20 protein-coding genes are annotated in these 23,213 nt (G+C 59.4%); 13 read left to right on the top strand and 7 right to left on the bottom strand.

Annotated elements, in window-relative coordinates; translation table 11 throughout:
• The 8 genes from ACODSV_RS12600 (at window position 1) to ACODSV_RS12565 (ending at window position 11,395) form a co-directional block, all read left to right on the top strand.
• A complete protein-coding gene (locus tag ACODSV_RS12600) occupies window positions 1–705 on the top strand; it encodes a succinate dehydrogenase iron-sulfur subunit (RefSeq protein WP_024074302.1) in 705 nt (234 codons plus the stop codon).
• A gap of 261 nt (window positions 706–966) precedes the next feature.
• Window positions 967–3,798, top strand: coding sequence for a 2-oxoglutarate dehydrogenase E1 component (locus ACODSV_RS12595; RefSeq protein ID WP_024074303.1), 2,832 nt, complete (start codon window positions 967–969; stop codon window positions 3,796–3,798).
• 44 nt (window positions 3,799–3,842) lie between these two features.
• Window positions 3,843–5,066: a 2-oxoglutarate dehydrogenase complex dihydrolipoyllysine-residue succinyltransferase gene (odhB, locus tag ACODSV_RS12590; protein WP_024074304.1), complete on the top strand. Its 1,224-nt coding sequence runs from the start codon at window positions 3,843–3,845 to the stop codon at window positions 5,064–5,066.
• A 101-nt stretch (window positions 5,067–5,167) separates the two neighbouring features.
• Window positions 5,168–6,604 carry a dihydrolipoyl dehydrogenase gene (gene lpdA / locus ACODSV_RS12585; RefSeq protein ID WP_024074305.1) on the top strand — a complete coding sequence of 479 codons (1,437 nt, stop codon included), beginning with the start codon at window positions 5,168–5,170 and terminating at the stop codon, window positions 6,602–6,604.
• Window positions 6,605–6,806: 202 nt separating this feature from the next.
• On the top strand, window positions 6,807–7,973 hold the full coding sequence (gene sucC, locus ACODSV_RS12580) for an ADP-forming succinate--CoA ligase subunit beta (RefSeq protein ID WP_003233235.1): 1,167 nt from the start codon (window positions 6,807–6,809) through the stop codon (window positions 7,971–7,973).
• Entirely contained in the window at window positions 7,973–8,854 is an 882-nt protein-coding gene (gene sucD / locus ACODSV_RS12575; protein ID WP_003172813.1) for a succinate--CoA ligase subunit alpha, read from the top strand. Before sucC ends, sucD begins: the two co-directional genes overlap by 1 nt.
• Before the next feature lie 317 nt (window positions 8,855–9,171).
• On the top strand, window positions 9,172–10,485 hold the full coding sequence (gene brnQ / locus ACODSV_RS12570; protein WP_150053973.1) for a branched-chain amino acid transport system II carrier protein: 1,314 nt from the start codon (window positions 9,172–9,174) through the stop codon (window positions 10,483–10,485).
• 172 nt (window positions 10,486–10,657) lie between these two features.
• The gene (locus ACODSV_RS12565) at window positions 10,658–11,395 is read left to right on the top strand and encodes a DUF599 domain-containing protein (protein WP_150056264.1); all 738 of its coding nucleotides are present in this window, start codon (window positions 10,658–10,660) and stop codon (window positions 11,393–11,395) included.
• Between the two features lie 105 nt (window positions 11,396–11,500).
• Here the strand turns inward: ACODSV_RS12565 and ACODSV_RS12560 are convergent, their stop codons facing one another.
• On the bottom strand, window positions 11,501–11,752 hold the full coding sequence (locus tag ACODSV_RS12560; RefSeq protein ID WP_012723095.1) for a hypothetical protein: 252 nt from the start codon (window positions 11,750–11,752) through the stop codon (window positions 11,501–11,503).
• Between the two features lie 158 nt (window positions 11,753–11,910).
• On the opposite strand from ACODSV_RS12560, the gene ACODSV_RS12555 reads away from it, so the two are divergent.
• The 4 genes from ACODSV_RS12555 (at window position 11,911) to ACODSV_RS12540 (ending at window position 15,666) form a co-directional block, all read left to right on the top strand.
• A complete protein-coding gene (locus ACODSV_RS12555; protein WP_024074308.1) occupies window positions 11,911–12,387 on the top strand; it encodes a PaaI family thioesterase in 477 nt (158 codons plus the stop codon).
• Window positions 12,384–12,836 (top strand): PaaI family thioesterase, encoded by a 453-nt coding sequence (locus ACODSV_RS12550; RefSeq protein WP_024074309.1) that lies wholly within the window; start codon window positions 12,384–12,386, stop codon window positions 12,834–12,836. Before ACODSV_RS12555 ends, ACODSV_RS12550 begins: the two co-directional genes overlap by 4 nt.
• A gap of 89 nt (window positions 12,837–12,925) precedes the next feature.
• Entirely contained in the window at window positions 12,926–14,830 is a 1,905-nt protein-coding gene (htpG, locus tag ACODSV_RS12545) for a molecular chaperone HtpG (protein WP_041161130.1), read from the top strand.
• A 107-nt stretch (window positions 14,831–14,937) separates the two neighbouring features.
• The gene (locus ACODSV_RS12540; protein ID WP_024074311.1) at window positions 14,938–15,666 is read left to right on the top strand and encodes a dienelactone hydrolase family protein; all 729 of its coding nucleotides are present in this window, start codon (window positions 14,938–14,940) and stop codon (window positions 15,664–15,666) included.
• A gap of 114 nt (window positions 15,667–15,780) precedes the next feature.
• Here the strand turns inward: ACODSV_RS12540 and ACODSV_RS12535 are convergent, their stop codons facing one another.
• The gene (locus tag ACODSV_RS12535; protein WP_150055032.1) at window positions 15,781–16,647 is read right to left on the bottom strand and encodes a pirin family protein; all 867 of its coding nucleotides are present in this window, start codon (window positions 16,645–16,647) and stop codon (window positions 15,781–15,783) included.
• Between the two features lie 64 nt (window positions 16,648–16,711).
• The gene (locus ACODSV_RS12530) at window positions 16,712–17,128 is read right to left on the bottom strand and encodes an OsmC family protein (protein WP_024074313.1); all 417 of its coding nucleotides are present in this window, start codon (window positions 17,126–17,128) and stop codon (window positions 16,712–16,714) included.
• Between the two features lie 139 nt (window positions 17,129–17,267).
• On the opposite strand from ACODSV_RS12530, the gene ACODSV_RS12525 reads away from it, so the two are divergent.
• On the top strand, window positions 17,268–18,281 hold the full coding sequence (locus tag ACODSV_RS12525) for an amidohydrolase family protein (RefSeq protein ID WP_024074314.1): 1,014 nt from the start codon (window positions 17,268–17,270) through the stop codon (window positions 18,279–18,281).
• A gap of 107 nt (window positions 18,282–18,388) precedes the next feature.
• Here the strand turns inward: ACODSV_RS12525 and fabB are convergent, their stop codons facing one another.
• The 4 genes from fabB to ACODSV_RS12505 form a co-directional block, all read right to left on the bottom strand.
• Window positions 18,389–19,609 (bottom strand): beta-ketoacyl-ACP synthase I, encoded by a 1,221-nt coding sequence (gene fabB / locus ACODSV_RS12520; protein ID WP_102624104.1) that lies wholly within the window; start codon window positions 19,607–19,609, stop codon window positions 18,389–18,391.
• Window positions 19,610–19,620: 11 nt separating this feature from the next.
• A complete protein-coding gene (gene fabA, locus ACODSV_RS12515) occupies window positions 19,621–20,136 on the bottom strand; it encodes a 3-hydroxyacyl-[acyl-carrier-protein] dehydratase FabA (protein WP_024074316.1) in 516 nt (171 codons plus the stop codon).
• A 249-nt stretch (window positions 20,137–20,385) separates the two neighbouring features.
• Window positions 20,386–22,287 (bottom strand): ATP-binding protein, encoded by a 1,902-nt coding sequence (locus ACODSV_RS12510; RefSeq protein WP_024074317.1) that lies wholly within the window; start codon window positions 22,285–22,287, stop codon window positions 20,386–20,388.
• Complete coding sequence (locus ACODSV_RS12505; RefSeq protein ID WP_024074318.1) at window positions 22,284–23,213, bottom strand: ABC transporter substrate-binding protein; 930 nt, start codon at window positions 23,211–23,213, stop codon at window positions 22,284–22,286. The genes ACODSV_RS12510 and ACODSV_RS12505 overlap by 4 nt, the downstream gene beginning before the upstream one ends.

Below are 23,213 nucleotides of genomic sequence, written 5' to 3'. Positions count from 1 at the left end.
ATGTTGAAAGTCAGTGTTTATCGCTACAACCCTGATCAGGACGCTGCGCCGTTCATGCAGGAGTTCCAGGTCGATACCGGTGGTAAAGACCTGATGGTGCTGGATGTATTGGCCCTGATCAAAGAGCAGGACGAAGGTTTCTCCTATCGTCGCTCTTGCCGTGAAGGTGTGTGCGGGTCCGACGGCATGAACATCAACGGCAAGAACGGCCTGGCGTGCATCACGCCGCTGTCCGCCGTTGTTAAAGGCAACAAGCTGATTGTTCGTCCACTGCCAGGTTTGCCGGTTATCCGTGACCTGGTCGTCGATATGAGCATCTTCTACAAGCAATACGAGAAAGTTAAGCCATTCCTGCAGAACGACACGCCGGCTCCGGCCATCGAACGTCTGCAGTCCCCGGAAGAGCGTGAAAAGCTCGATGGCCTGTACGAGTGCATCCTGTGCGCTTGCTGCTCGACGTCGTGCCCATCCTTCTGGTGGAACCCGGACAAGTTCCTGGGCCCAGCCGCTCTGCTGCAAGCGTACCGCTTCCTGGCAGACAGCCGTGACACCAAGACTGCCGAGCGTCTGGCTTCACTGGATGACCCGTTCAGCGTATTCCGCTGCCGCGGGATCATGAACTGCGTCAACGTATGTCCCAAAGGCTTGAACCCGACTAAAGCCATTGGTCACATCCGTAACATGTTGCTGCAAAGCGGCGTGTAACTGACGTTGTAGCAAAGCAGGACCGTTGTGCCCGTAAATGCTGCGGCGCAGGCTTCAACCGGCGCCGTAGTTTTAACTTGAGCAGCGACTTACAAAGCCGCGGCTCTTATTTTGAAGAAATGAGACAAGCAGGGGCATTCGGGTTGGTACCCGAACTATCAGCGTGATCCTAAGTGGCTTGTTTTGGTCGCTGCACTTGGCCTTTTGCAAGCAAACTCGGTGTTTTCGCCGGTGGTGTCCCCAAATCGAGGGTGACCAAGCATGCAAGAAAGCGTGATGCAGCGCATGTGGAACAGCGGCTATCTTTCAGGTGGTAACGCTGCCTATGTGGAAGAGCTTTATGAGCTCTACCTGCACGACCCTAACGCTGTGCCAGAAGAATGGCGCACCAAATTTCAGACGTTGTCTTCAGACGGCAACGCTGCCACCGATGTATCGCACGCAACAATTCGCGATCAGTTCGTGCTGCTGGCAAAGAACCAGCGCCGCGCCCAGCCGGTTTCCGCCGCAAGCGTGAGCAGTGAGCACGAGAAGAAGCAAGTTGAAGTACTGCGACTGATCCAGGCCTACCGTATGCGTGGCCACCAGGCGGCCCAGCTCGACCCGCTGGGGCTCTGGAAGCGTCCTGCACCTGCAGACCTGTCGATCAATCATTACGGCTTGACCAATGCCGATCTTGATACGACCTTCCGTGCCGGCGACCTGTTCATCGGCAAAGAGGAAGCGAGCCTACGCGAAATTCACGAAGCGTTGCAGCAGACATATTGCCGCACCATCGGCGCTGAGTTTACGCACATCACCGATTCCGAACAGCGCCACTGGTTCCAGCACCGCCTCGAAGGCGTGCGTGGCCGTCCGGTGTTGTCCGCCGATGTGCGCAGCCACCTGCTTGAGCGTGTGACCGCAGCCGAAGGTCTCGAAAAATACCTGGGCACCAAATACCCGGGCACCAAGCGTTTCGGCCTGGAAGGCGGCGAGAGCCTGATTCCGATGCTCGATGAGCTGATCCAGCGTTCCGGTTCCTACGGCACCAAGGAAATCGTGATCGGCATGGCCCACCGTGGCCGCTTGAACGTGCTGGTCAACACCTTTGGCAAGAACCCGCGCGAGCTGTTCGACGAGTTCGAAGGCAAGAAGAAGGTCGAGCTGGGTTCCGGTGACGTTAAATACCACCAGGGCTTCTCGTCCAACGTGATGACCACCGGCGGTGAAGTTCACCTGGCCATGGCCTTCAACCCATCCCACCTGGAAATCGTTTCTCCAGTGGTCGAGGGTTCGGTCCGTGCTCGCCAGGATCGTCGTAACGATTCCACCGGTGAAAAGGTCCTGCCGATTTCCATCCACGGTGACGCGGCATTCGCCGGTCAAGGCGTGGTCCTGGAAACCTTCCAGATGTCGCAGACTCGCGGCTTCAAGACCGGCGGCACCGTTCACATCGTCATCAACAACCAGGTGGGCTTCACCATCAGCAACCCGTTGGACGCGCGTTCCACCGAGTACGCCACCGACGTTGCCAAGATGATCCAGGCGCCGATCCTCCATGTGAATGGTGATGATCCGGAAGCCGTGCTGTTCGTGACCCAACTGGCTGTCGACTACCGCATGCAGTTCAAGCGTGACGTGGTGATCGACCTGGTTTGCTACCGCCGTCGCGGTCACAACGAAGCCGATGAACCAAGCGGCACCCAGCCGTTGATGTACCAGCAGATCACCAAGCAGCGCACCACCCGTGAGCTGTATGCCGAAAGCCTGATCAAGGCCGGTATCGTTGATGATGCGCGTGTTCAGGCGAAGATCGATGAATACCGCAACGCGCTGGACAATGGTCTGCATGTAGTAAAAAGCCTGGTCAAAGAGCCGAACAAAGAGCTGTTCGTTGATTGGCGTCCGTACCTGGGTCACACCTGGACGGCGCGTCACGACACCTCGTTCGATCTGAAGACCCTGCAGGAACTGTCCGCCAAGCTGCTGGAAATCCCGGATGGCTTCGTGGTACAGCGCCAAGTTGCGAAGATCTACGAAGACCGTCAGAAGATGCAAGCCGGCGGCCTGCCGATCAACTGGGGTTATGCCGAAACCATGGCGTACGCGACCCTGGCGTTCGAAGGTCACCCGATCCGCATGACCGGCCAGGACATCGGCCGTGGTACGTTCTCGCACCGTCACGCGGTATTGCACAACCAGAAAGACGCGGGCACCTACATCCCGTTGCAGAACCTGTACGAAGGCCAGCCACGTTTCGACCTGTACGATTCGTTCCTGTCCGAAGAAGCCGTACTGGCGTTCGAATACGGTTACTCGACCACTACGCCTAACGCGCTGGTGATCTGGGAAGCCCAGTTCGGCGACTTCGCCAACGGCGCACAAGTGGTGATCGACCAGTTCATCACCAGCGGTGAGCACAAGTGGGGCCGTCTGTGCGGTCTGACCATGCTGCTGCCACATGGTTATGAAGGTCAGGGCCCGGAGCACTCCTCGGCCCGTCTGGAGCGTTACCTGCAGCTGTGCGCCGAGCACAACATCCAGGTGTGCGTGCCGACCACCCCGGCGCAGATCTACCACTTGCTGCGTCGCCAGGTGATCCGCCCGTTGCGCAAGCCGCTGGTAGTGCTGACCCCGAAATCGCTGCTGCGTCACAAATTGGCCATCTCGACCCTGGAAGATCTGGCGGATGGTTCGTTCCAGACCGTGATTCCAGAAATCGATACGCTGGACGCCGCCAAGGTCACTCGCCTGATCCTGTGCAGCGGCAAGGTCTACTACGATCTGCTGGAAAAACGCCGTGCCGAAGGCCGCGAAGACATCGCCATCGTGCGTATCGAGCAGCTTTACCCGTTCCCGGAAGATGACCTGATGGAGATCATCGCGCCTTACACCAACCTCACGAATGTCGTGTGGTGTCAGGAAGAACCGATGAACCAGGGCGCGTGGTACAGCAGCCAGCATCACCTGCGTCGCAGCATCGGTAACCACAACAAGGCCCTGGGCCTGGAGTATGCCGGTCGTGATGCTTCTGCTGCACCTGCTTGTGGTTATGCGTCGATGCACGCCGAGCAGCAGGAAAAACTGCTGCAAGATGCTTTCACTGTTTAACGCCTTCGCGCTGACTGAAACCGAATTTTAAGGACCCACAGATAATGGCTATCGAAATCAAAGCCCCGTCATTCCCGGAATCGGTTGCCGATGGCACCGTTGCCACCTGGCACAAGAAACCGGGCGAGGCCGTCAAGCGTGACGACCTGATCGTCGACATCGAGACTGACAAAGTCGTACTGGAAGTGTTGGCCGAAGCCGACGGCGTCCTGGGCGCAATCGTTGCCAACGAGGGCGACACCGTCCTGTCCAACCAGGTCCTGGGCTCGATCGAAGAGGGCAGTGCTGCCGCCGCTCCAGCCGCCGCTGCACCGGCTGTCGCTGCTTCGGCTCCAGCTGCCGCACCGGCTGCTGGTGGTGAAGACCCAATCGCTGCCCCGGCTGCGCGCCAGCTGGCGGAAGAAAACGGCATCAACCTGGCTTCCATCAAAGGCACTGGCAAAGACGGCCGTGTGACCAAGGAAGATGTGGTTGCTGCGGTTGAAGCCAAGAAAAACGCTCCGGCTGCCGCGCCTGCCAAGGCTGCTGCCCCAGCTGCCGCTGCGCCTGTGTTCGCTGCCGGCGACCGCACCGAGAAGCGCGTACCGATGACCCGCGTGCGTGCCACCGTGGCCAAGCGCCTGGTTGAAGCCCAGTCGAACATGGCGATGCTGACCACGTTCAACGAAGTCGACATGACCGAAGTCATGGCCCTGCGTTCGAAGTACAAGGACCTGTTCGAGAAGTCCCACAACGGCGTGCGCCTGGGCTTCATGTCGTTCTTCGTGAAAGCGGCCACCGAGGCGCTGAAGCGCTTCCCGGCAGTCAACGCTTCCATCGACGGCAGCGACATCGTCTACCACGGCTATGCAGACATCGGCGTTGCCGTGTCCAGCGACCGTGGCCTGGTGGTTCCGGTTCTGCGTAACGCCGAGCTGATGAGCCTGGCTGAAATCGAAGGCGGCATCGCCGGCTTCGGCAAGAAGGCCCGTGACGGCAAGCTGACCATCGACGAGATGACCGGTGGTACCTTCACCATCACCAACGGTGGTACCTTCGGTTCGATGATGTCGACACCGATCGTCAACCCGCCACAAGCCGCAATCCTGGGCATGCACAACATCATCCAGCGTCCGATGGCCATCAACGGCCAAGTCGTGATCCGCCCAATGATGTACCTGGCGCTGTCGTACGATCACCGCCTGATCGATGGTAAAGAAGCCGTGACTTTCCTGGTGACCATCAAGAACCTGCTGGAAGACCCGGCTCGTCTGCTGCTGGATATCTGATAGAAGCAGCTGCAGGCCTCGAGTGACAGGCTGCCGGAGAAGGCAGCCGGGCTTGGGGCTTGCGGCTTGAAAGCTTGCTGCTAAATAGAGGAACTATTTTCATGTCGCAGAAATTTGACGTTGTAGTGATTGGTGCAGGCCCTGGCGGCTATGTTGCCGCCATCAAGGCCGCACAATTGGGCCTCTCGACTGCTTGCATCGAAAAATACACCGACAAGGAAGGCAAACTGGCATTGGGCGGTACCTGCCTGAACGTTGGTTGCATTCCTTCCAAGGCGCTGCTGGACAGCTCCTGGAAATTCCACGAAGCGCAAAGCGGTTTTGCCATCCACGGCATCAACCACGCTGGCGTGACCATGGACGTACCCGCGATGGTCGGCCGTAAAGCCAACATCGTCAAAGGCCTGACCTCTGGCGTTGCGACCCTGTTCAAGGCCAACGGCGTCACTTCCCTGCAAGGCCACGGCAAACTGCTGGCCGGCAAGAAAGTTGAAATCACCAAGCCAGATGGTTCGGTAGAAATCATCGAAGCCGAGAACGTGATCCTGGCGCCAGGTTCGCGTCCAATCGACATTCCACCGGCACCTGTTGACCAGAAAGTCATCGTTGATTCGACTGGCGCCCTGGAATTCCAAGCCGTGCCTAAGCGCCTGGGCGTGATCGGCGCTGGCGTGATCGGCCTGGAGCTGGGTTCCGTCTGGTCCCGCCTGGGTTCCCAGGTCACCGTGCTCGAAGCCCTGGACACGTTCCTGCTGGCCGCCGATACCGCGGTGTCCAAGGAAGCGCTGAAAACCCTGACCAAGCAAGGTCTGGACATCAAGCTGGGCGCTCGCGTGACCGGCTCGAAGGTTAACGGCGAAGAAGTCGTTGTGACCTACACCGACAAGGATGGCGAACAGACCATCACGTTCGACAAGCTGATCGTCGCCGTGGGTCGCCGTCCAGTGACCACCGACCTGCTGGCTTCCGACAGCGGCGTGAACATCGACGAGCGTGGCTTCATCCACGTTGACGATCACTGCGCTACCACCGTTCCTGGCGTCTACGCCATTGGCGACGTGGTTCGCGGCATGATGCTCGCGCACAAGGCTTCCGAAGAAGGCATCATGGTTGTCGAGCGCATCAAGGGCCATAAAACCCAGATGAACTACGACCTGATCCCATCGGTTATCTACACCCACCCGGAAATTGCATGGGTCGGCAAGAACGAACAGCAGTTGAAAGCTGAAGGCGTTGAAGTTAACGTCGGCACCTTCCCGTTTGCCGCTTCTGGCCGTGCCATGGCAGCCAACGACACCGGTGGTTTTGTCAAAGTCATCGCTGATGCCAAGACTGACCGCGTATTGGGCGTCCACGTGATTGGCCCAGGCGCAGCAGAGCTGGTTCAGCAGGGCGCAATCGGTATGGAATTCGGCACCAGTGCCGAGGACATCGGCATGATGGTCTTCTCCCATCCGACCCTGTCCGAAGCGTTGCACGAAGCCGCGCTGGCAGTGAATGGCCATGCCATCCACATCGCCAACAAGAAGAAGCGCTGAACGAGATAATAAGAAACCACGGCGGTTGCCCGTCGTGAGCCTTGCGCGCAAGACTCACCGCGGAATATCCGCTGGACGCAGTCTTGCGCAGCTTGACCGGGCCCAAGTCCGGCAAGTTGCGTAAGCAGCAGTCACAGGTGGCGCGGCACTCATAATGAGCGCAGCGCCGAATGCGCAGTACCTAACGAAGACGGTAAAAAGCATGAATCTTCACGAGTATCAGGGTAAGCAGCTGTTCGCTGAATACGGCCTGCCAGTTTCCAAGGGCTACGCAGTAGACACCCCGGAAGCAGCAGCAGAAGCTTGCGACAAAATCGGCGGCACTGAATGGGTTGTCAAAGCCCAGGTCCACGCTGGTGGTCGCGGTAAAGCGGGCGGCGTTAAGCTGGTTCGCAGCAAAGAAGACGCCAAGGCCTTCGCACAGCAGTGGCTGGGCAAGCGTCTGGTGACTTACCAGACTGATGCCAATGGCCAGCCAGTCACCAAGATCCTGGTTGAATCGTGCACTGATATCGCTAAAGAGCTGTACCTGGGCGCTGTCGTTGACCGTTCGAGCCGTCGCATCGTGTTCATGGCTTCCACCGAAGGTGGCGTGGACATCGAGAAGATCGCTCACGAAACCCCAGAAAAAATTCTGAAAGCCACGATCGATCCACTGGTTGGCGCTCAGCCATTCCAGGGTCGCGAGCTGGCTTTCCAGCTGGGCCTGGAAGGCAAGCAAGTTGCCCAGTTCGCCAAGATCTTCGTAGGTCTGGCCAAACTGTTCCAGGATCACGATCTGGCCCTGCTGGAAGTGAACCCGCTGGTGATCAAGGCTGACGGCGATCTGCACTGCCTCGACGCCAAGATCAACATCGACGCCAACGCCATGTACCGTCAGCCTAAGCTGAAGACTTTCCACGATCCGTCGCAGGACGATCCGCGCGAAGCGCACGCTGCCAAGTTCGAACTGAACTACGTAGCCCTGGAAGGTAACATCGGTTGCATGGTCAACGGTGCCGGCCTGGCCATGGGTACCATGGACATCGTCAACCTGCATGGCGGCAAACCAGCCAACTTCCTCGACGTAGGCGGTGGTGCTACCAAAGAACGCGTAACCGAAGCCTTCAAGATCATCCTGTCCGACTCCAACGTCGCTGCAGTACTGGTCAACATCTTCGGCGGCATCGTTCGTTGCGACATGATTGCCGAAGGCATCATCGGTGCAGTGAAAGAAGTCGGCGTTAAAATCCCGGTTGTTGTTCGCCTTGAAGGCAACAACGCTGAACTGGGCGCTAAAGTACTGGCAGAAAGCGGTTTGAACATCATCGCGGCTACCAGCCTGACCGACGCTGCTCAACAAGTTGTCAAAGCTGCGGAGGGCAAATAATGAGCGTCCTGATCAATAAAGACACCAAAGTTATCTGCCAGGGTATTACCGGTTCGCAAGGTAGTTTCCACACCCAGCAAGCCATCGAATACGGCACCAAGATGGTTGGCGGCGTAACGCCGGGCAAAGGCGGCACCGAGCACCTGGGCCTGCCCGTGTTCAACACCGTGAAAGACGCTGTAGCTGCCACTGGCGCCACCGCCAGCGTGATCTACGTTCCAGCTCCTTTCTGCAAGGACTCGATCCTGGAAGCGGCATTCGGTGGCATCAAGCTGATCGTGTGCATCACCGAAGGCATTCCTACCCTGGACATGCTGGACGCTAAAGTTAAGTGCGACGAGCTGGGCGTAGTCCTGATCGGCCCTAACTGCCCAGGCGTGATCACTCCAGGCGAATGCAAGATCGGCATCATGCCAGGTCACATTCACTTGCCAGGTAAAGTCGGTATCGTTTCCCGTTCCGGCACCCTGACCTACGAAGCTGTGAAGCAGACCACTGACGCCGGTTTCGGTCAGTCGACTTGCGTCGGCATCGGCGGTGACCCGATTCCAGGTTCGAACTTCATCGACATCCTGAAATTGTTCCAGGAAGACCCGAAGACCGAAGCGATCGTGATGATCGGTGAGATCGGCGGTTCGGCTGAAGAAGAAGCGGCTGCCTACATCAAGGCACACGTGACCAAGCCGGTTGTTTCCTACATCGCTGGTGTGACTGCCCCTGCTGGCAAGCGCATGGGCCATGCTGGCGCAATCATCTCTGGCGGCAAAGGCACTGCAGACGAGAAATTCGCTGCACTGCAAGACGCAGGCGTTAAAACCGTGCGTTCGCTGGCAGACATCGGCAAGGCCCTGGCCGAGCTGACCGGTTGGGCTGTCAAATAAGCCTCGCGCTTAACTGACGCTTTACCAGGCAAAGGCCACCTTCGGGTGGCCTTTGTGCGTTCTGGGTTTGTTCATTTGCCTGTATTGCCAAATTAGGTATGAAAACGCGACATGAAAGTGTCGCTTATCGGACAGTACGCCCCGCAACAGTGCGTTCGTCAGGCTAATTCTGTACCCTAGCCGCCTCTTTATGCGCCGACATCCCAAAAGGAAGCCGCGCGCTAGACCCGTCGGTCCCCATAAGGGCCGGCCGTATTTCCCTCATCCATAGGGAATCCCTCTCTAAATTCCGATTCAGTAGTGTGGTATTTCCTCAAATGAAAGTGTTGAAAAGCCAGGATATCCTGGCGTTGGGCTTCATGACTTTTGCCCTGTTCGTGGGCGCTGGCAACATCATTTTCCCGCCTATCGTTGGTTTGCAGTCCGGGCCTCATGTCTGGATGGCGGCGTTGGGCTTCCTGATCACTGCGGTCGGCTTGCCGGTGGTCACCGTGATTGCCCTGGCCAAGGTCGGTGGCGGCATGGATGCATTGAGCAGCCCGATCGGCAAGATCGCCGGTGGCCTGCTCGCGGCAGCGGCGTACCTGGCGGTAGGGCCGCTGTTCGCTACCCCGCGTACCGCGACTGTGTCTTTTGAAGTGGGCCTGGCGCCGCTGACCGGCGAGAGCCCGCTGGCGTTGTTCCTCTACAGCTCGGTGTATTTCCTGGTGGTGTTCTTTGTCTCCCTGTACCCAGGCCGGCTCTTGGACACCGTGGGTCGCTTCCTGGCGCCGCTGAAGATCATCGCGCTGGCCATCCTCGGCATTGCCGCGTTTGCCCTGCCGGCCGGTGAGGTGGGTGTCGCCACCCCGGAATACGTTGCTGCACCGTTCTCTCAAGGCTTTATCAATGGTTACCTGACCATGGATACCCTGGGGGCACTGGTGTTTGGCATTGTGATCGTCAATGCGATCCGTTCCCGTGGTGTTGAATCGCCCAAGCTGATCACCCGTTACGCGATTATTGCCGGGTTGATTGCTGGCGTAGGTTTGGCGCTGGTGTACATCAGTTTGTTCCGCCTCGGGGCGGGCAGCCATGAAGTCGCTGCTGGCGCTGCCAATGGCGCAGCTGTATTGCACGCCTATGTGCAACACACCTTCGGCTCCCTGGGCAGTGGTTTCCTGGCGGTGTTGATTTCGCTCGCGTGCCTGGTCACCGCCGTCGGCCTGACGTGCGCTTGCGCCGAGTACTTCAGCAAAATCCTGCCGCTGTCCTACAAGACCCTGGTAGTGATCCTGGCGCTGTTCTCGCTGTTCGTGTCGAACCTGGGGTTGACCAAGCTGATTGCGTTCTCGATCCCGGTACTCACCGCGATCTACCCGCCGTGCATCGTGCTGGTGGCCTTGAGCTTCTGCAAAGACTTCTGGCAGGAGCAGGGCCGTATCGTCGGGCCGGTGATGCTGGTGTCGTTTATCTTTGGCTGCATCGACGCGCTCAAGGGCGCCGGCCTGGCGGGCTGGATGCCTTCGCCGCTGGCGAACCTGCCGCTGAGCGAGCAAGGCCTGGCCTGGCTGGTGCCGTCGGTGATGACGCTGGGTGTGGCGGTCGTCATTGATCGCCTGCTGGGTAAGCGCAGCGAAGCCATCGCGTAACACGCGGGTTTCATGCGGTATAGAAATGCCCCGTATCAATCGATACGGGGCATTTTTTATGCTTTATGAAACTACACCTTCTAAAGTTGGAACTGGATCAGTGTGGGAGGGGGCAAGCCCATCCCACCTTTGAACCGCATTCCGCCATCATTCACCCTGTAATAGGACCCGCATGTCGTTCGTCGAAGCCAATCAGATCCACCTGCTTGCTGCCCTCTGGTTCATCCTGTGTTGGGGCGGCTACACCCGTTATGCCACCTGGAAAGCCCGAGACACCGCGTGCCTGGCCAGCGTGCTGCATTTGTATCGCGAGGACTGGATGCGCCGCATGCTGCTGCGTGACAACCGGATCGCCGACGCCAGCGTGATCGGCAATCTGGAGCGTAATGCCTCATTTTTCGCCTCCAGCACCTTGATCATCCTCGCCGGCATTCTCACGGTGCTGGGTGCTTCCGAGCGGGCGGTGTCATTGCTGGCGGACATCCCCATGGTGCAGCAGGCCTCCCAGGGCATGTCGGAGATCAAGCTGCTCTGCCTGGCGCTGGTCTTCGTCTATGCCTTCTTCACCTTCAGTTGGTGCATGCGCCAGTACAACTTTGCAGCGGTGCTGGTAGGTTCGGCACCGATGATCGGCGAGCGGCATGTGTCCGAGCAGGAGCGAAAGGCATTTGCCTTGCGAGCGGCACGGGTTATCTCGATGGCAGCCAATCAGTTCAACTTCGGCCTGCGTTCTTATTACTTCGGCATGACCATGCTGGCGTGGTTTGTCAGCCCGTGGTTATTCATGTTGATGAGCGGCGGGGTGGTGCTGGTGCTGTATCGCCGAGAGTTTCATTCCGACGTACTGCAAGTGATGGTGTATACCCAGACGGATACGCCACCTTCGGAAGCGCTCAAAGAAGTGGCTTAGGCTGGATCAGCGTATTAATACTGAGAGTAAAGAACCGCAGACAAAGTAAAGCCCGCTATTTAAGCGGGCTTTCTTTTTGCAGCGAAGCTAATTCAAGCCGCGGTCTCAAGAACCGGTGGCAGGGGTAGCGGGTGCAGCTTCTTTCGCGGCGGCTGCGTTCGATTCAGCCTGAGCTTTGGCAGCATCGGCGTTTTCTTTCGCAGCGTCGTTCACTTTATCCTGAGCTTTGGCCATATCTTTCTGAGCTTGCTCAGAATGCGCGGCGGCATCTTGGGCTTTGTCTTCGGATTTTTTATCGCAGGCAGCGAGACCGAGGGCAGCGGCCAACATCATGGAAATAGCTAAAGTCTTGCGCATGGGGTGTTTCTCCTTATTGAAGATATCTACTGGCCTTTCGAACGTGGGGGGCCAGCATTAGTTCCTTTTATTGCGTAGATATATAAACCTCGCGCGTCAAGGAACTTTCGCCCGTGGCGCCCACTCCGCGGATCAACACTAATAAGAGTCTGGAACGAATGACCGAAAATCCACTGTTAGCGCGTGCCACACGCTTTGTATCGGCGCTGCGCCATTGTCAGGTCCTGGGTATTACCGTTCATCACGCAGATGGAGAGGGTATGACGCTGGTCCTGCCCTACGGGCCGCACATAGTCGGAGACCCCCTGAGCGGGGTGATCCATGGCGGCGCCTTGACCTCGTTGATGGACACTGCCTGCGGCATGGCCACCCTGTGTGTCTTGCCGGAATTCGAGGTGTGTCCGACCCTGGATCTGCGTGTGGACTACATGCATCCGGCCGAACCGCACAAGCCGGTGTACGGCTTCGCCCAGTGCTACCGGGTGACCAGCGATGTGATCTTTACCCGTGGCTTCGCCTATCAGGACGACCCCCAGCAGCCCATTGCCCATGTGGTGGGCACGTTCATGCGCATGGGTAAACGCCTCAAGGGCACGCAGGGATTGGGCAGCACTGTCCAGGGAGAGAAAGCATGACGCACCGGTTCAAAACCCGACTCGAACAAGCCCATCAGCGCGGTAACTACGCGGTGCTGCTCGACCTGATCCCCTACGCCAGGCTGATCGGCATCGAGTGCACCCGCCTGGGCGATGAATTGTTGTTCCGCATGCCGGCCAACCAGGACAACATTGGTAACCCCATATTGCCGGCACTGCACGGTGGCGTGATTGCCGGCTTTATGGAACTGTCGGCGGCGTTGCACCTGCTGGTGTTTACCGGTGCGCCGGGGCTGCCGAAGATTATCGATTTCTCCCTGGATTACCTGCGCGCCGGGCAGTTTCGCGACACCTACGCCAAATGCCAGGTATGGCGCCAGGGCCGTCGCGTGGCCAATGTGGCGATCACCGCCTGGCAAAGCACCCCAGCGGAACCGATTGCCACTGCGCGTGCGCATTTCAAGATTGAGGAGGTGGCCCGCCCTTGAAATCCTGGTCTTAGCCCCCAACTTTGATGACAACCCGCCGCCAACCCTTTAGGGCGCGGCCACTGCCATCCAATTGGAGTTTGATGACCATGAGTGTGGAAACTCAAAAGGAAACCCTGGGCTTCCAGACCGAGGTGAAGCAACTGCTGCACCTCATGATCCATTCGCTGTATTCCAACAAGGAAATTTTCCTTCGCGAATTGATCTCGAACGCCTCTGACGCTGTCGACAAATTACGTTTCGAAGCCCTGTCCAAGCCTGAGTTGCTGGAAGGTGGCGCGGAACTGAAAATCCGTGTGAGCTTCGACAAGGACGCCAAGACCGTCACCCTCGAAGACAACGGTATCGGCATGAGCCGCGAAGAAGCGATTACCCACCTGGGGACCATCGCCAAATCCGGCACCGCTGACTTCATGAAAAACCTCTCGGGCGACCAGAAGAAAGATTCGCACCTGATCGGCCAGTTCGGCGTGGGCTTCTACTCCGCCTTCATCGTCGCCGACAAGGTCGAAGTGTTCAGCCGTCGCGCCGGCCTTGACGCCAGCGAAGGCGTGCATTGGGCTTCGAAAGGCGAGGGCGAGTTTGAAATCGCCACGATCGACAAGGCTGACCGCGGTACCCGCATCGTGCTGCACCTCAAGCCCGGTGAAGACGAGTTCGCCGATGGCTGGCGCCTGCGCAACATTATCAAGAAGTACTCCGACCACATCGCTCTGCCGATCGAATTGCCGAAAGAGCAGGCTGCTGCCGAAGGCGAAGAAGCGCCAGCGGTTGAGTGGGAAACCGTCAACCGCGCCAGCGCGCTGTGGACCCGTCCGCGTACCGAGATCAAGGACGAGGAATACCAGGAGTTCTACAAGCACATCGGTCACGACTACGAAAACCCGCTGAGCTGGAGCCACAACAAGGTTGAAGGCAAGCTGGAATACAGCTCGCTGCTGTACGTGCCGGCCCGTGCGCCGTTCGACCTGTACCAGCGTGAAGCGCCGAAGGGCCTGAAGCTCTACGTGCAGCGGGTGTTCGTGATGGACCAGGCGGAGTCGTTCCTGCCGCTGTACCTGCGCTTTATCAAGGGCGTGGTCGACTCCAATGACCTGTCGTTGAACGTGTCGCGGGAAATCCTGCAGAAAGATCCGATTATCGACTCCATGAAGTCGGCGCTGACCAAGCGCGTGCTCGACATGCTGGAAAAACTGGCGAAGAACGAGCCTGAGCAGTACAAGGGCTTCTGGAAAAACTTCGGCCAGGTCATGAAAGAAGGCCCGGCAGAAGACTTCGCTAACAAGGAAAAAATCGCCGGCCTGCTGCGCTTCGCATCCACCCAGGGTGACGACGGCGAGCAAGTGGTGTCCCTGGCCGAGTACCTGGCGCGCGCCAAGGAAGGCCAGGACAAGATCTACTACCTGACTGGCGAAACCTACGCTCAGGTCAAGAACAGCCCGCACCTGGAAGTCTTCCGCAAGAAAGGCATCGAAGTGCTGCTGCTGACCGACCGCATCGATGAGTGGCTGATGAGCTACCTCAACGAATTCGACGGCAAATCTTTCGTCGATGTGGCGCGTGGCGACCTGGACCTGGGTAACCTGGACTCTGAAGAAGAGAAGAAAGAAGCCGAAGAAGTCGCCAAGGCCAAAGAAGGCCTGGTTGAGCGGATCAAGGCGTCCTTGGGGGATGCGGTCAGTGAAGTGCGGGTCTCCCACCGTCTGACCGACTCCCCGGCGATCCTGGCTATTGGTGAGCAGGACCTGGGCATGCAGATGCGCCAGATCCTCGAGGCCAGCGGCCAGAAGGTGCCGGATTCCAAGCCGATCTTCGAATTCAACCCGGCTCACCCGCTGATCGAGAAACTCGACGGCGAGCAGAGCGAGGAGCGGTTTGGCGACCTGTCGCACATCCTCTTCGACCAGGCGGCCCTGGCCGCTGGCGACAGCCTGAAAGACCCGGCCGCCTATGTGCGCCGACTGAACAAGCTGTTGGTTGAACTGTCGGTTTAACACCGTTGTAGAAAAACCCGCTTCGGCGGGTTTTTTCGTTTGGAGGCGCGAGCAAGCTCGTTCCTACAGCCCATTTCCGTTCTAGTGATCTTCAACTGGAGAAAATGATGAGCCAAGTCACCGTGCGTTCCGTGGTCTATCAGATTGATGGCCAGTCTTATGAAAGCCGCCTGGCGTTTGATGCCAGCCACAAAGGTCCGTTGCCTGGCCTGCTGATGGCGCCGAACTGGATGGGTGTGAGTGCGGGTGCCGAGGAGATCGCCAAGCGCGTTGCCGCCAAGGGCTACGTGGTGCTGATCGCCGACCTGTATGGGCAAAAGGTTCGCCCATCGAATGGTGATGAAGCCGGCGCGGCGATGATGCCATTGAAAAACGACCGCCCGTTGCTGAATAAGCGTATGCAGGCAGCCTTGGAGCAGTTGCAGGGCCAGGCCGAAGCCGCCGTGGATACCTCGAAGCTGGCGACCTTCGGTTTCTGCTTTGGTGGTTGCTGCTCGTTGGAACTGGCGCGTACCGGTGCGCCGTTGAAGGCTGCCGTGTCGTTCCACGGCACCCTCGATACGCCGAACCCGGCGGATGCCAAGAACATCAAGGGCTCGGTGCTGGTGTTGCATGGCGCTAGCGACCCGTTGGTGCCCAAGGAGCAGTTGCCGGCCTTCGAAGATGAAATGAACGCGGCCGGTGTGGATTGGCAACTGCTGAGCTACGGCGGCGCGGTGCATTCTTTCACCGATCCGCACGCCAATGTGCCGGGCATGATGATGTACGACGCGAAGACCGCTGCGCGGGCTTTCCAGTCGATGCACAACTTGCTGGATGAAGTGTTCAAGGGCTAAATCTTCAGCGTCTGTTCCGGCCTGATCGGGGGCACGCGCCTTCCCACACTTGATTGGATTCACACAGTCAAAATGTGGGAGGGGCGGTGCGACGATTCGGCTTGCCCCCGATAGCTATCTCACAGGCAACTCAATTCTTTCTGACTCCCCCGGCACCGTCGGCCAATCCCCTACGGCCCAGCGCTGCCTGGCCTGATCAATACTGGCCGGGTCGCTCGCGACAAAATTCCAGTTGATCCTGCGCGGCCCATCCAGCGGCGCGCCGCCAAACACCACCAGGTGGCAATCGCTCTCGACAGACAGCGTCATTTCCTGGCCGGCTGGCAATACCACCAGGCTGTGCACCTCAAGTGGCTCACCGTCCAACTGAGCTTCACCCGCCAGCACGTATACCGCGCGTTCCTCGTGTTCATCCGGGATCAGCAAGGTAGTGGCCGGCTGCATCTGCACCTCGGCATACAACGTGGGCGATAGCACCGGTACCGGCGATGTGAGGCAGAAGCCACTGCCGGCGATCAAGCGGATCTGTACGCCCAGATTGTCACTCACCGGCAAGCTTGCCGCGGGGTGATGGCTGTAATGGCCAGGTCCGCTCTCATGATCCTTGGGCGAGGCCAGCCACACTTGCAGGCCGTGCAGGTTGGATCCCTTGGTTTTGAGCGGCGCCGGCGTGCGTTCGATGTGGGCAATCGCGCTGCCGGCGGTCATCCAGCTGACATCGCCAGCTTGCACCACCTGGTCCGACCCTAGGCTGTCCTTATGCTGCAATGCGCCGTCGAACAGGTAGGTGAGGGTGGACAGCCCGATATGCGGGTGCTGGCGGACATTCATGCCGCTGCCCGGTGCATAGTGGGTGGGCAGCATATGGTCGAAGAACACAAAGGGCCCGACACTGCGGCATTCGCGCGACGGCAGCGGGCGCAGGATGGGTTGGCCTTCGACATCTTCGGCGCGAGGGCGGATCACGGTGAGGGTGGTCATGGTGCGTCCCAGTCTGAGCGGGTTAGATGATGCAGAGCATAACCCGCTCGACGGGAGGTTGCTGCTATTGGCTGAAGGCGCCTTCGGACAATTGAGTCTCAATGGTGACTTCGGCGGTAGTCATCAGCTTGTGTACCGGGCAACGGTCGGCAACACGGTGCAATTCGTTGCGCTGCTCGTCGGTGAGCACGCCCTTGAGGGTCAGCTTGACGTTGAGCTTGTACTTGCCCTTTTGCTCCTCGGTCGCATCGTGGGTGACTTCCACGGTGACGCCCGTCAGCGGGATATCCTTTTTCTGTGCATAGAGCTTGACGGTCAAGGCCTTGCAGGACGCCAGTGCGGCATCGAAATAATCGTGGGGAGAGGGCGCTGAATCGTCGCCCCCAAGGCTTTTGGGCAGGTCGGTGAACAGCTCATGGTTATTGATATTGACGCTGTGACGAAAGTTATCGTGGTTCAGCGTGTTGACGGTAACAGGCATGGCAAACCTCACTAAGGGGGCAGGATGAAGGTCTTGCAGTTATAGAGCATGCTGGCACTTAGGTGTTCCGTGTTTTTCGTGATGAACCCGGATGTATCACCCAAGGTCTACCCGTATCAGCCCCTATCGAGGTGTTACCGTGCCCTGGACCCGCCTGAGTCTAGCCCTGTTGCTCGCTGCCAGCAGCCTTGCCGTACAGGCTCGCGATTATGCCTACAGCGATGCGCACCTGCATTACGTGGACTTCTTCCAGGAAACGGCGGGCATGGACAAGCTGCTCAAGGCGATGGCGGATAATCGCATTGAGCATGTGATGATTTCCGGCATCCCTGTGGCGAAGAAATGGCACGAAGACGAACCCAAGCGCCCGCGCTACTACGCCGGCGATGACGCGGATGCCTACTGGTACAGCGCCACCGATGTCATCGTCGCGGCAGCGATCAATGCACTGACGCCGGAGCAACGCTCGCGCTTTCATCCGTTTCTTTCCGGCTTCAACCCCAACGACAAGAATTCCGCCGCCCATATCCAGCGGATGCTCGACCTCAACCCGGGGCTGTGGCAAGGCATTGGCGAAGTGTTTACCCGGCATGATGACCTGACCGCGCTGACTTCCGGTGATACACCGCGGGCCAATAACGAAGCCATGACGCGCATCTATCACCTGGCCGCCGAAAATGACCTGCCGGTGATGTTGCATTCCAACATCACCTCCAAGCGCGAGCGCAACCCGCTGTACCTCGCTGAAGTCGAACAACCGCTGCGTAATCATCCGCATACTCGGTTTATCTGGGCCCATGCCGGCACCAGCAAGGAAATCCATCGCCATCAGGTGCAGATGGATTTTTTGCTGCCCACGCTGAGCCGCCTGCTGGAGGCGTACCCCAATCTGTATATCGACCTGTCCTGGAGCATGCTCACGCCGTATTTGCTCGATGAGGCGGGTAAGCCCCGGCCGGAATGGGTTGCGCTGGTAGAGCGCTTCCCGGAGCGCTTTATGCTGGGGTCGGATGTGGTAGGGCGTTTCAACAAGCTGGGTAAGGAAATGCGGGGCTTTGATCCCTTCCTGAATGCGTTGCCTGAGGAGGTTGCGCACAAGGTGGCGCGGGATAACTTTCTGGCCATCCTGCCCAAGCCCCGTCGCGGCGGTTAGATTGAGGCGGGCTTGCTCGCGATGCAGTCGACACCGTCTGAGATTTCATCAGCCAAAAAAAAGCCCCGAACCAGTCGGGGCTTTTTCATGTGATCAACCTGCGGGGCTTACTTGCCCTGCCAGCGTTTCAGCACCAGGGTGGCGTTAGTGCCACCGAAGCCGAAGCTGTTGCTCATCACGGTGTCGACTTTTACGTTTTCCACGGTCTTGGTCAGGATCGGCATATCGGCCACTACTGGGTCGATCTCTTCGATATTGGCCGAACCGGCCATGAAGTTGCCTTCCATCATCAGCAGGCAGTAGATCGCTTCGTGAACGCCGGCGGCACCCAGGGAGTGACCGGACAGGCTCTTGGTCGAGCTGATGGCCGGGGCCTTGTCACCGAATACCGCACGTACGCCTTCCATTTCCTTGGCATCGCCGACCGGAGTCGAGGTGCCGTGGGTGTTCAGGTAGTCGATCGGGGTATCCACGGTTGCCATTGCCATCTGCATGCAGCGGATGGCGCCTTCGCCGCTTGGCGCAACCATGTCGTAACCATCGGAAGTGGCGCCGTAGCCGACGATTTCCGCGTAGATCTTCGCACCACGGGCCAGGGCGTGTTCCAGCTCCTCGACTACGACCATGCCGCCGCCGCCGGCGATGACGAAACCGTCACGCTTGGCGTCATAGGCGCGGGAGGCTTTTTCCGGGGTGTCGTTGTACTGGGTGGACAGGGCGCCCATGGCGTCGAACAGGAACGACTGGCTCCAATGTTCTTCTTCACCGCCACCGGCGAACACGATGTCCTGCTTGCCCAGTTGGATCTGCTCAACGGCAGTACCGATGCAGTGAGCACTGGTTGCGCATGCGGAGGAGATCGAGTAGTTCACGCCCTTGATCTGGAACGGCGTGGCCAGGCAGGCGGAAACGGTGCTGCCCATGGTCCGCGTAACGCGGTACGGGCCAACGCGCTTCACGCCTTTTTCGCGCAGGATGTCCAGCGCTTCCATCTGGTTCAGGGTGGACGCGCCGCCGGAGCCGGCGATTAGGCCGGTGCGCACGTTCGAGACCTGGTCAGGGCTCAGGCCGGAGTCGGCGATCGCATCTTTCATGGCCAGGTAGGCGTAGGCGGCAGCGTGGCCGACGAAGCGGTAGATCTTGCGATCAATCAATTCTTCGAGGGGCAGGTCGATGGAGCCGGAAACCTGGCTACGCAGACCCATTTCGGCATATTCCGGGTTGAATCGGATGCCAGGGCGACTTGCACGCAGGTTAGCGGTGACGGTCTCTTTGTCATTGCCCAGGCAAGAAACGATGCCCAGACCAGTGATAACGACGCGGCGCATGCGGATAACCCTTAAAAGTTGTCAGTGGAAGTGAATACGCCGACCCGAAGGCCTTCGGCAGTATAGATCTCGCGACCGTCGACGCTCACCGAACCATCGGCGATGGCCAGGTTCAGCTTGCCCCTGAGGACGCGCTTGATCTGAATGTTGTAGGTGACTTTCTTGGCGGTCGGCAGGACCTGGCCAAAGAACTTCACTTCGCCCGAACCCAGGGCGCGACCGCGGCCCGGCAGACCTTGCCAGCCGAGGAAGAAACCGACCAGCTGCCACATGGCGTCAAGGCCCAGGCAGCCCGGCATGACAGGATCGCCTTCGAAATGGCAGGCGAAGAACCACAGGTCCGGGGTGATATCCAGCTCGGCGACCAATTCACCTTTGCCGTACTTGCCACCCTCTTCGCTGATATGGGTGATGCGATCCACCATCAGCATGTTCGGGGCGGGCAGTTGCGCGTTACCTGGGCCGAACAGCTCACCGCGACTGCAGCGCAGCAGGTCTTCCCGAGTAAAGGCGTTTTGTTTGGTCATGCGAGCTCCTCAATAATCCCATGCGGCAGGGTAGGGCAAATCTTCCCGAACCGACTGAAGCGTTCATGCCTCATCTCGGCAGCCTACACATAGACTATTGCGTTGTAGTGAAAGTCACAGCGTCAAGGCACTGAATGTACACTTGTTCACTGAAATTTTAAACCGGACCCGTTTATAGGCCCGTTCGGGTGCCTAAGACTGCCGCACTTTCGTGTTTCACGCCAGTCGGACTTGGCTGATGGCGCTGGGCTATTGCACCCAGCGCTGCAGGATTTGCTGCAAATCCGTGCGTTTGAACGGCTTGGCCAGGTAATCGTTCATTCCGGCAGCGAGGCAGGCTTCACGGTCGCCCTGCAAGGCATTGGCGGTGAGGGCGATTATCGGCAGGTCGGCGCAGCCCGGCAGTTGGCGAATCTGCCGGGTGGCCTCGTAACCGTCGATCAGCGGCAGTCGGCAATCCATCAGGATCGCGGTGAATATGAGGCTCTCGGCGCTGCGGATCGCTTCGGCGCCGTCGGTGGCCAGGCTCACCTCAAATCCGAGGCTGCGCAGCATGGCTTCGACCACCGTGCGGTTGACCGGGTTGTCCTCCACCAGCAGCACGTGCCGGCCTTCGCCGGCGCCGGCTTTGCCTTCGGCATCCTGGGCAATGGCCGGCAGGCTGTGCTGGTCGATGGCCAGGGGGATTTCCAGGGTAAACACCGAGCCACGGCCTTCTTCGCTCTGGGCCCGCAGGGTGCCCCCCATGCGTTCGGCCAGGGTCCGGGCGATTGGCAGGCCCAGGCCGGTGCCGCCGTAACGTCTTGAAATGGAACTGTCAGCCTGCTGGAACGCGTCGAACATCAACTCCAGGCGCTCGGCAGAAATGCCGATGCCGCTGTCGCGCACGGTGCAGGTAAACCATAGCAGTTCATGGTCGAGGGTTTGCCATTGGGGTTCGACGCTGACCGTGCCGTGCTCGGTGAACTTCAGGGCATTGCCGATCAGGTTCACCAGGATCTGGCGGATACGCGTGGGGTCGCCCAGCACCCGCAACGCCCCCATGCCAGGCGGAATCGGCAGGGTCAGGGCCAGCCCGCGCTGTTGGGCGCTGTGCTGGAAGGCCTGGGCACAGCTATTGATCAGGTCCGCCAGGTTGAATGGAATATGTTCCAGCTCCAGGGCGGCGCGTTCGATGCGCGAGAAGTCGAGGATGTCATTGATGACCTTGAGCAAATGCTCGGTGGACTCGGACGCCAGCGCCGCGTATTCGGTCTGCTCCTCGGTCATTTCGGTGGTTTCCAGCAGTTGCAGCATGCCCAGCACCCCGTTCATGGGCGTGCGCAGTTCATGGCTCATCATTGCCAGGAATTCCGACTTGGCGTTGTTTGCCCGTTCAGCTTCCTCCCGGGTCTGGATCAACTGGGCCATGGCCTGCTGCTGTTCGCGACTGGCCTGGTTGAGGCCTGCGGCCAGGTTGTTGATATGCCGCGACAGGTCGCCCAGCTCCGAATCATCCACAATCGGCAGCGGCGTCTTGTAGTCGCCTTGCTGGATGGCTTTTACCGCGTTGCCCATCGCGCTGATCGGTTGCGACAGGCTCGCCGCCAGGCGCCTGGCGAGCAGGAAGGTAAACAGCAGGGCGAAGAGGGCCAGGATGCCGGCCTTGAACAGGATCTCCTGCTGGCGCTGGCTGAAGGCGTCGTTGGACATGCCGACAATCACCCGACCCAGGTAGTCGGCGCGGGGAGCCTTGGGTTCGTTGAGGTTGTCCTGGAAAAAGTCATTGCCCAGCTGGATATGTTGCAGGCGAATCGGTGCCTGGAACACTTTTACCGACAGCGAGCGGTCGTGTTTTTCCGAGGGTTGTTCGACGTACACGAGGATGTTCTCAGCGCTGTCCTGGATCTCCAGGAAGCGCACATGGGGGGTGGCCAGCGTCGCGCGCAGCAGGCTGTCGAGCACGTCGTTGTTGCCGGAGATCACCCCGTATTCGGTGGCGGGGGCCAGTTGGTTGGCGATCAATTGGCCGGTGTGGTCCAGTTCCTGGCGCAGGTCCTGGATACGCACGAAGGTGAAGAAACTGATCAGCAGTAATGTCAGCAACAGCGCCGGGCCCAGGGTGATGAGCTGGGTGCGGGTGTTGATGTCCCAACGACGACGCAGAGTCATGGGCGTTTTTCTCCTTCGGCCAGGCGGGCGGCGACGTTGGCTTCGTCGACCTGTTCGATGCCCAGTGAGCGTGCGACTTGCGGGTTGCCCACCACTTTGAAGTGTTCCGGGTACAGCGCGCGTGGCCAATTGGCCGGCGAATGGTCAAGCAGGCGGTCGAGCACGGCGAGCCAGTCGGCCTGGTCACTGTAGGTGCTGGCCAGGCTGCCAGCCTTGACGAACCCGGCGTTGGGGCCCACCAGCGGCAATTGCCGGGCGTAGCTGCTCAGCAGCAGGTTCTTCGCGGTTTTCGGGTTATACAGCTGCGGGTCGTCGAGGCCGAGCAGCACGTCACTGTTCTTGAACAGGTTCAACAACGGTCGGCTGTCATTAATGTTGTCCCACCGCTGCGGCACGATCTCCAGGCCCAGGGGCGCTGCGTACTGGGTCAGCTCAGGGAGCAGGAATTCGCTGTCGGTGCCGTAGAGCACGCCGATGCGCCGCGCCTGGGGCAGGATGCCGGTGATCAGGCGTAACTGACGATCCAGGGGCGGGTCGCTCCAGAGCAGGCTGATCCTGGCCGGCAGGTTGCTGCCCAGGCGTTGCCGGGCTTGCAGGCGGCTGATACGCAAGACCAGGGTCGGCGGGCCCTGGGTGTCCTGCAGGCGCCAGTCGAGGCCGGGCAGGTCCAGCAGGATCAGGCGGGTGCCGGCGGGCAAACGGTTCGGCGCCGGCAGGTCCTTGAGGGGAGTAAAGGTGACGTGGTCTTCGGGACGCTGGCGGGCCAGTGCCTGGGCGAAGGCCTGGACGCCCGTGCCGTCTTCGGCGGCGGTCAGCAGGATGTCGGCACCCCAGGCCGACCCGGTCAGCAGCAGGCATGCCAGCAGCACACAGCGCTGGCAAAACCTTGAGATAAAAAAGAGGGTCATCCTTGACTGATCGCCCAT

The sequence above is a fragment of the Pseudomonas sp. FG86 genome, from assembly GCF_057808775.1.
The sequence above is the reverse complement of the archived record's forward strand: the minus strand, read 5'-3'. Positions and strand labels throughout refer to the sequence as shown.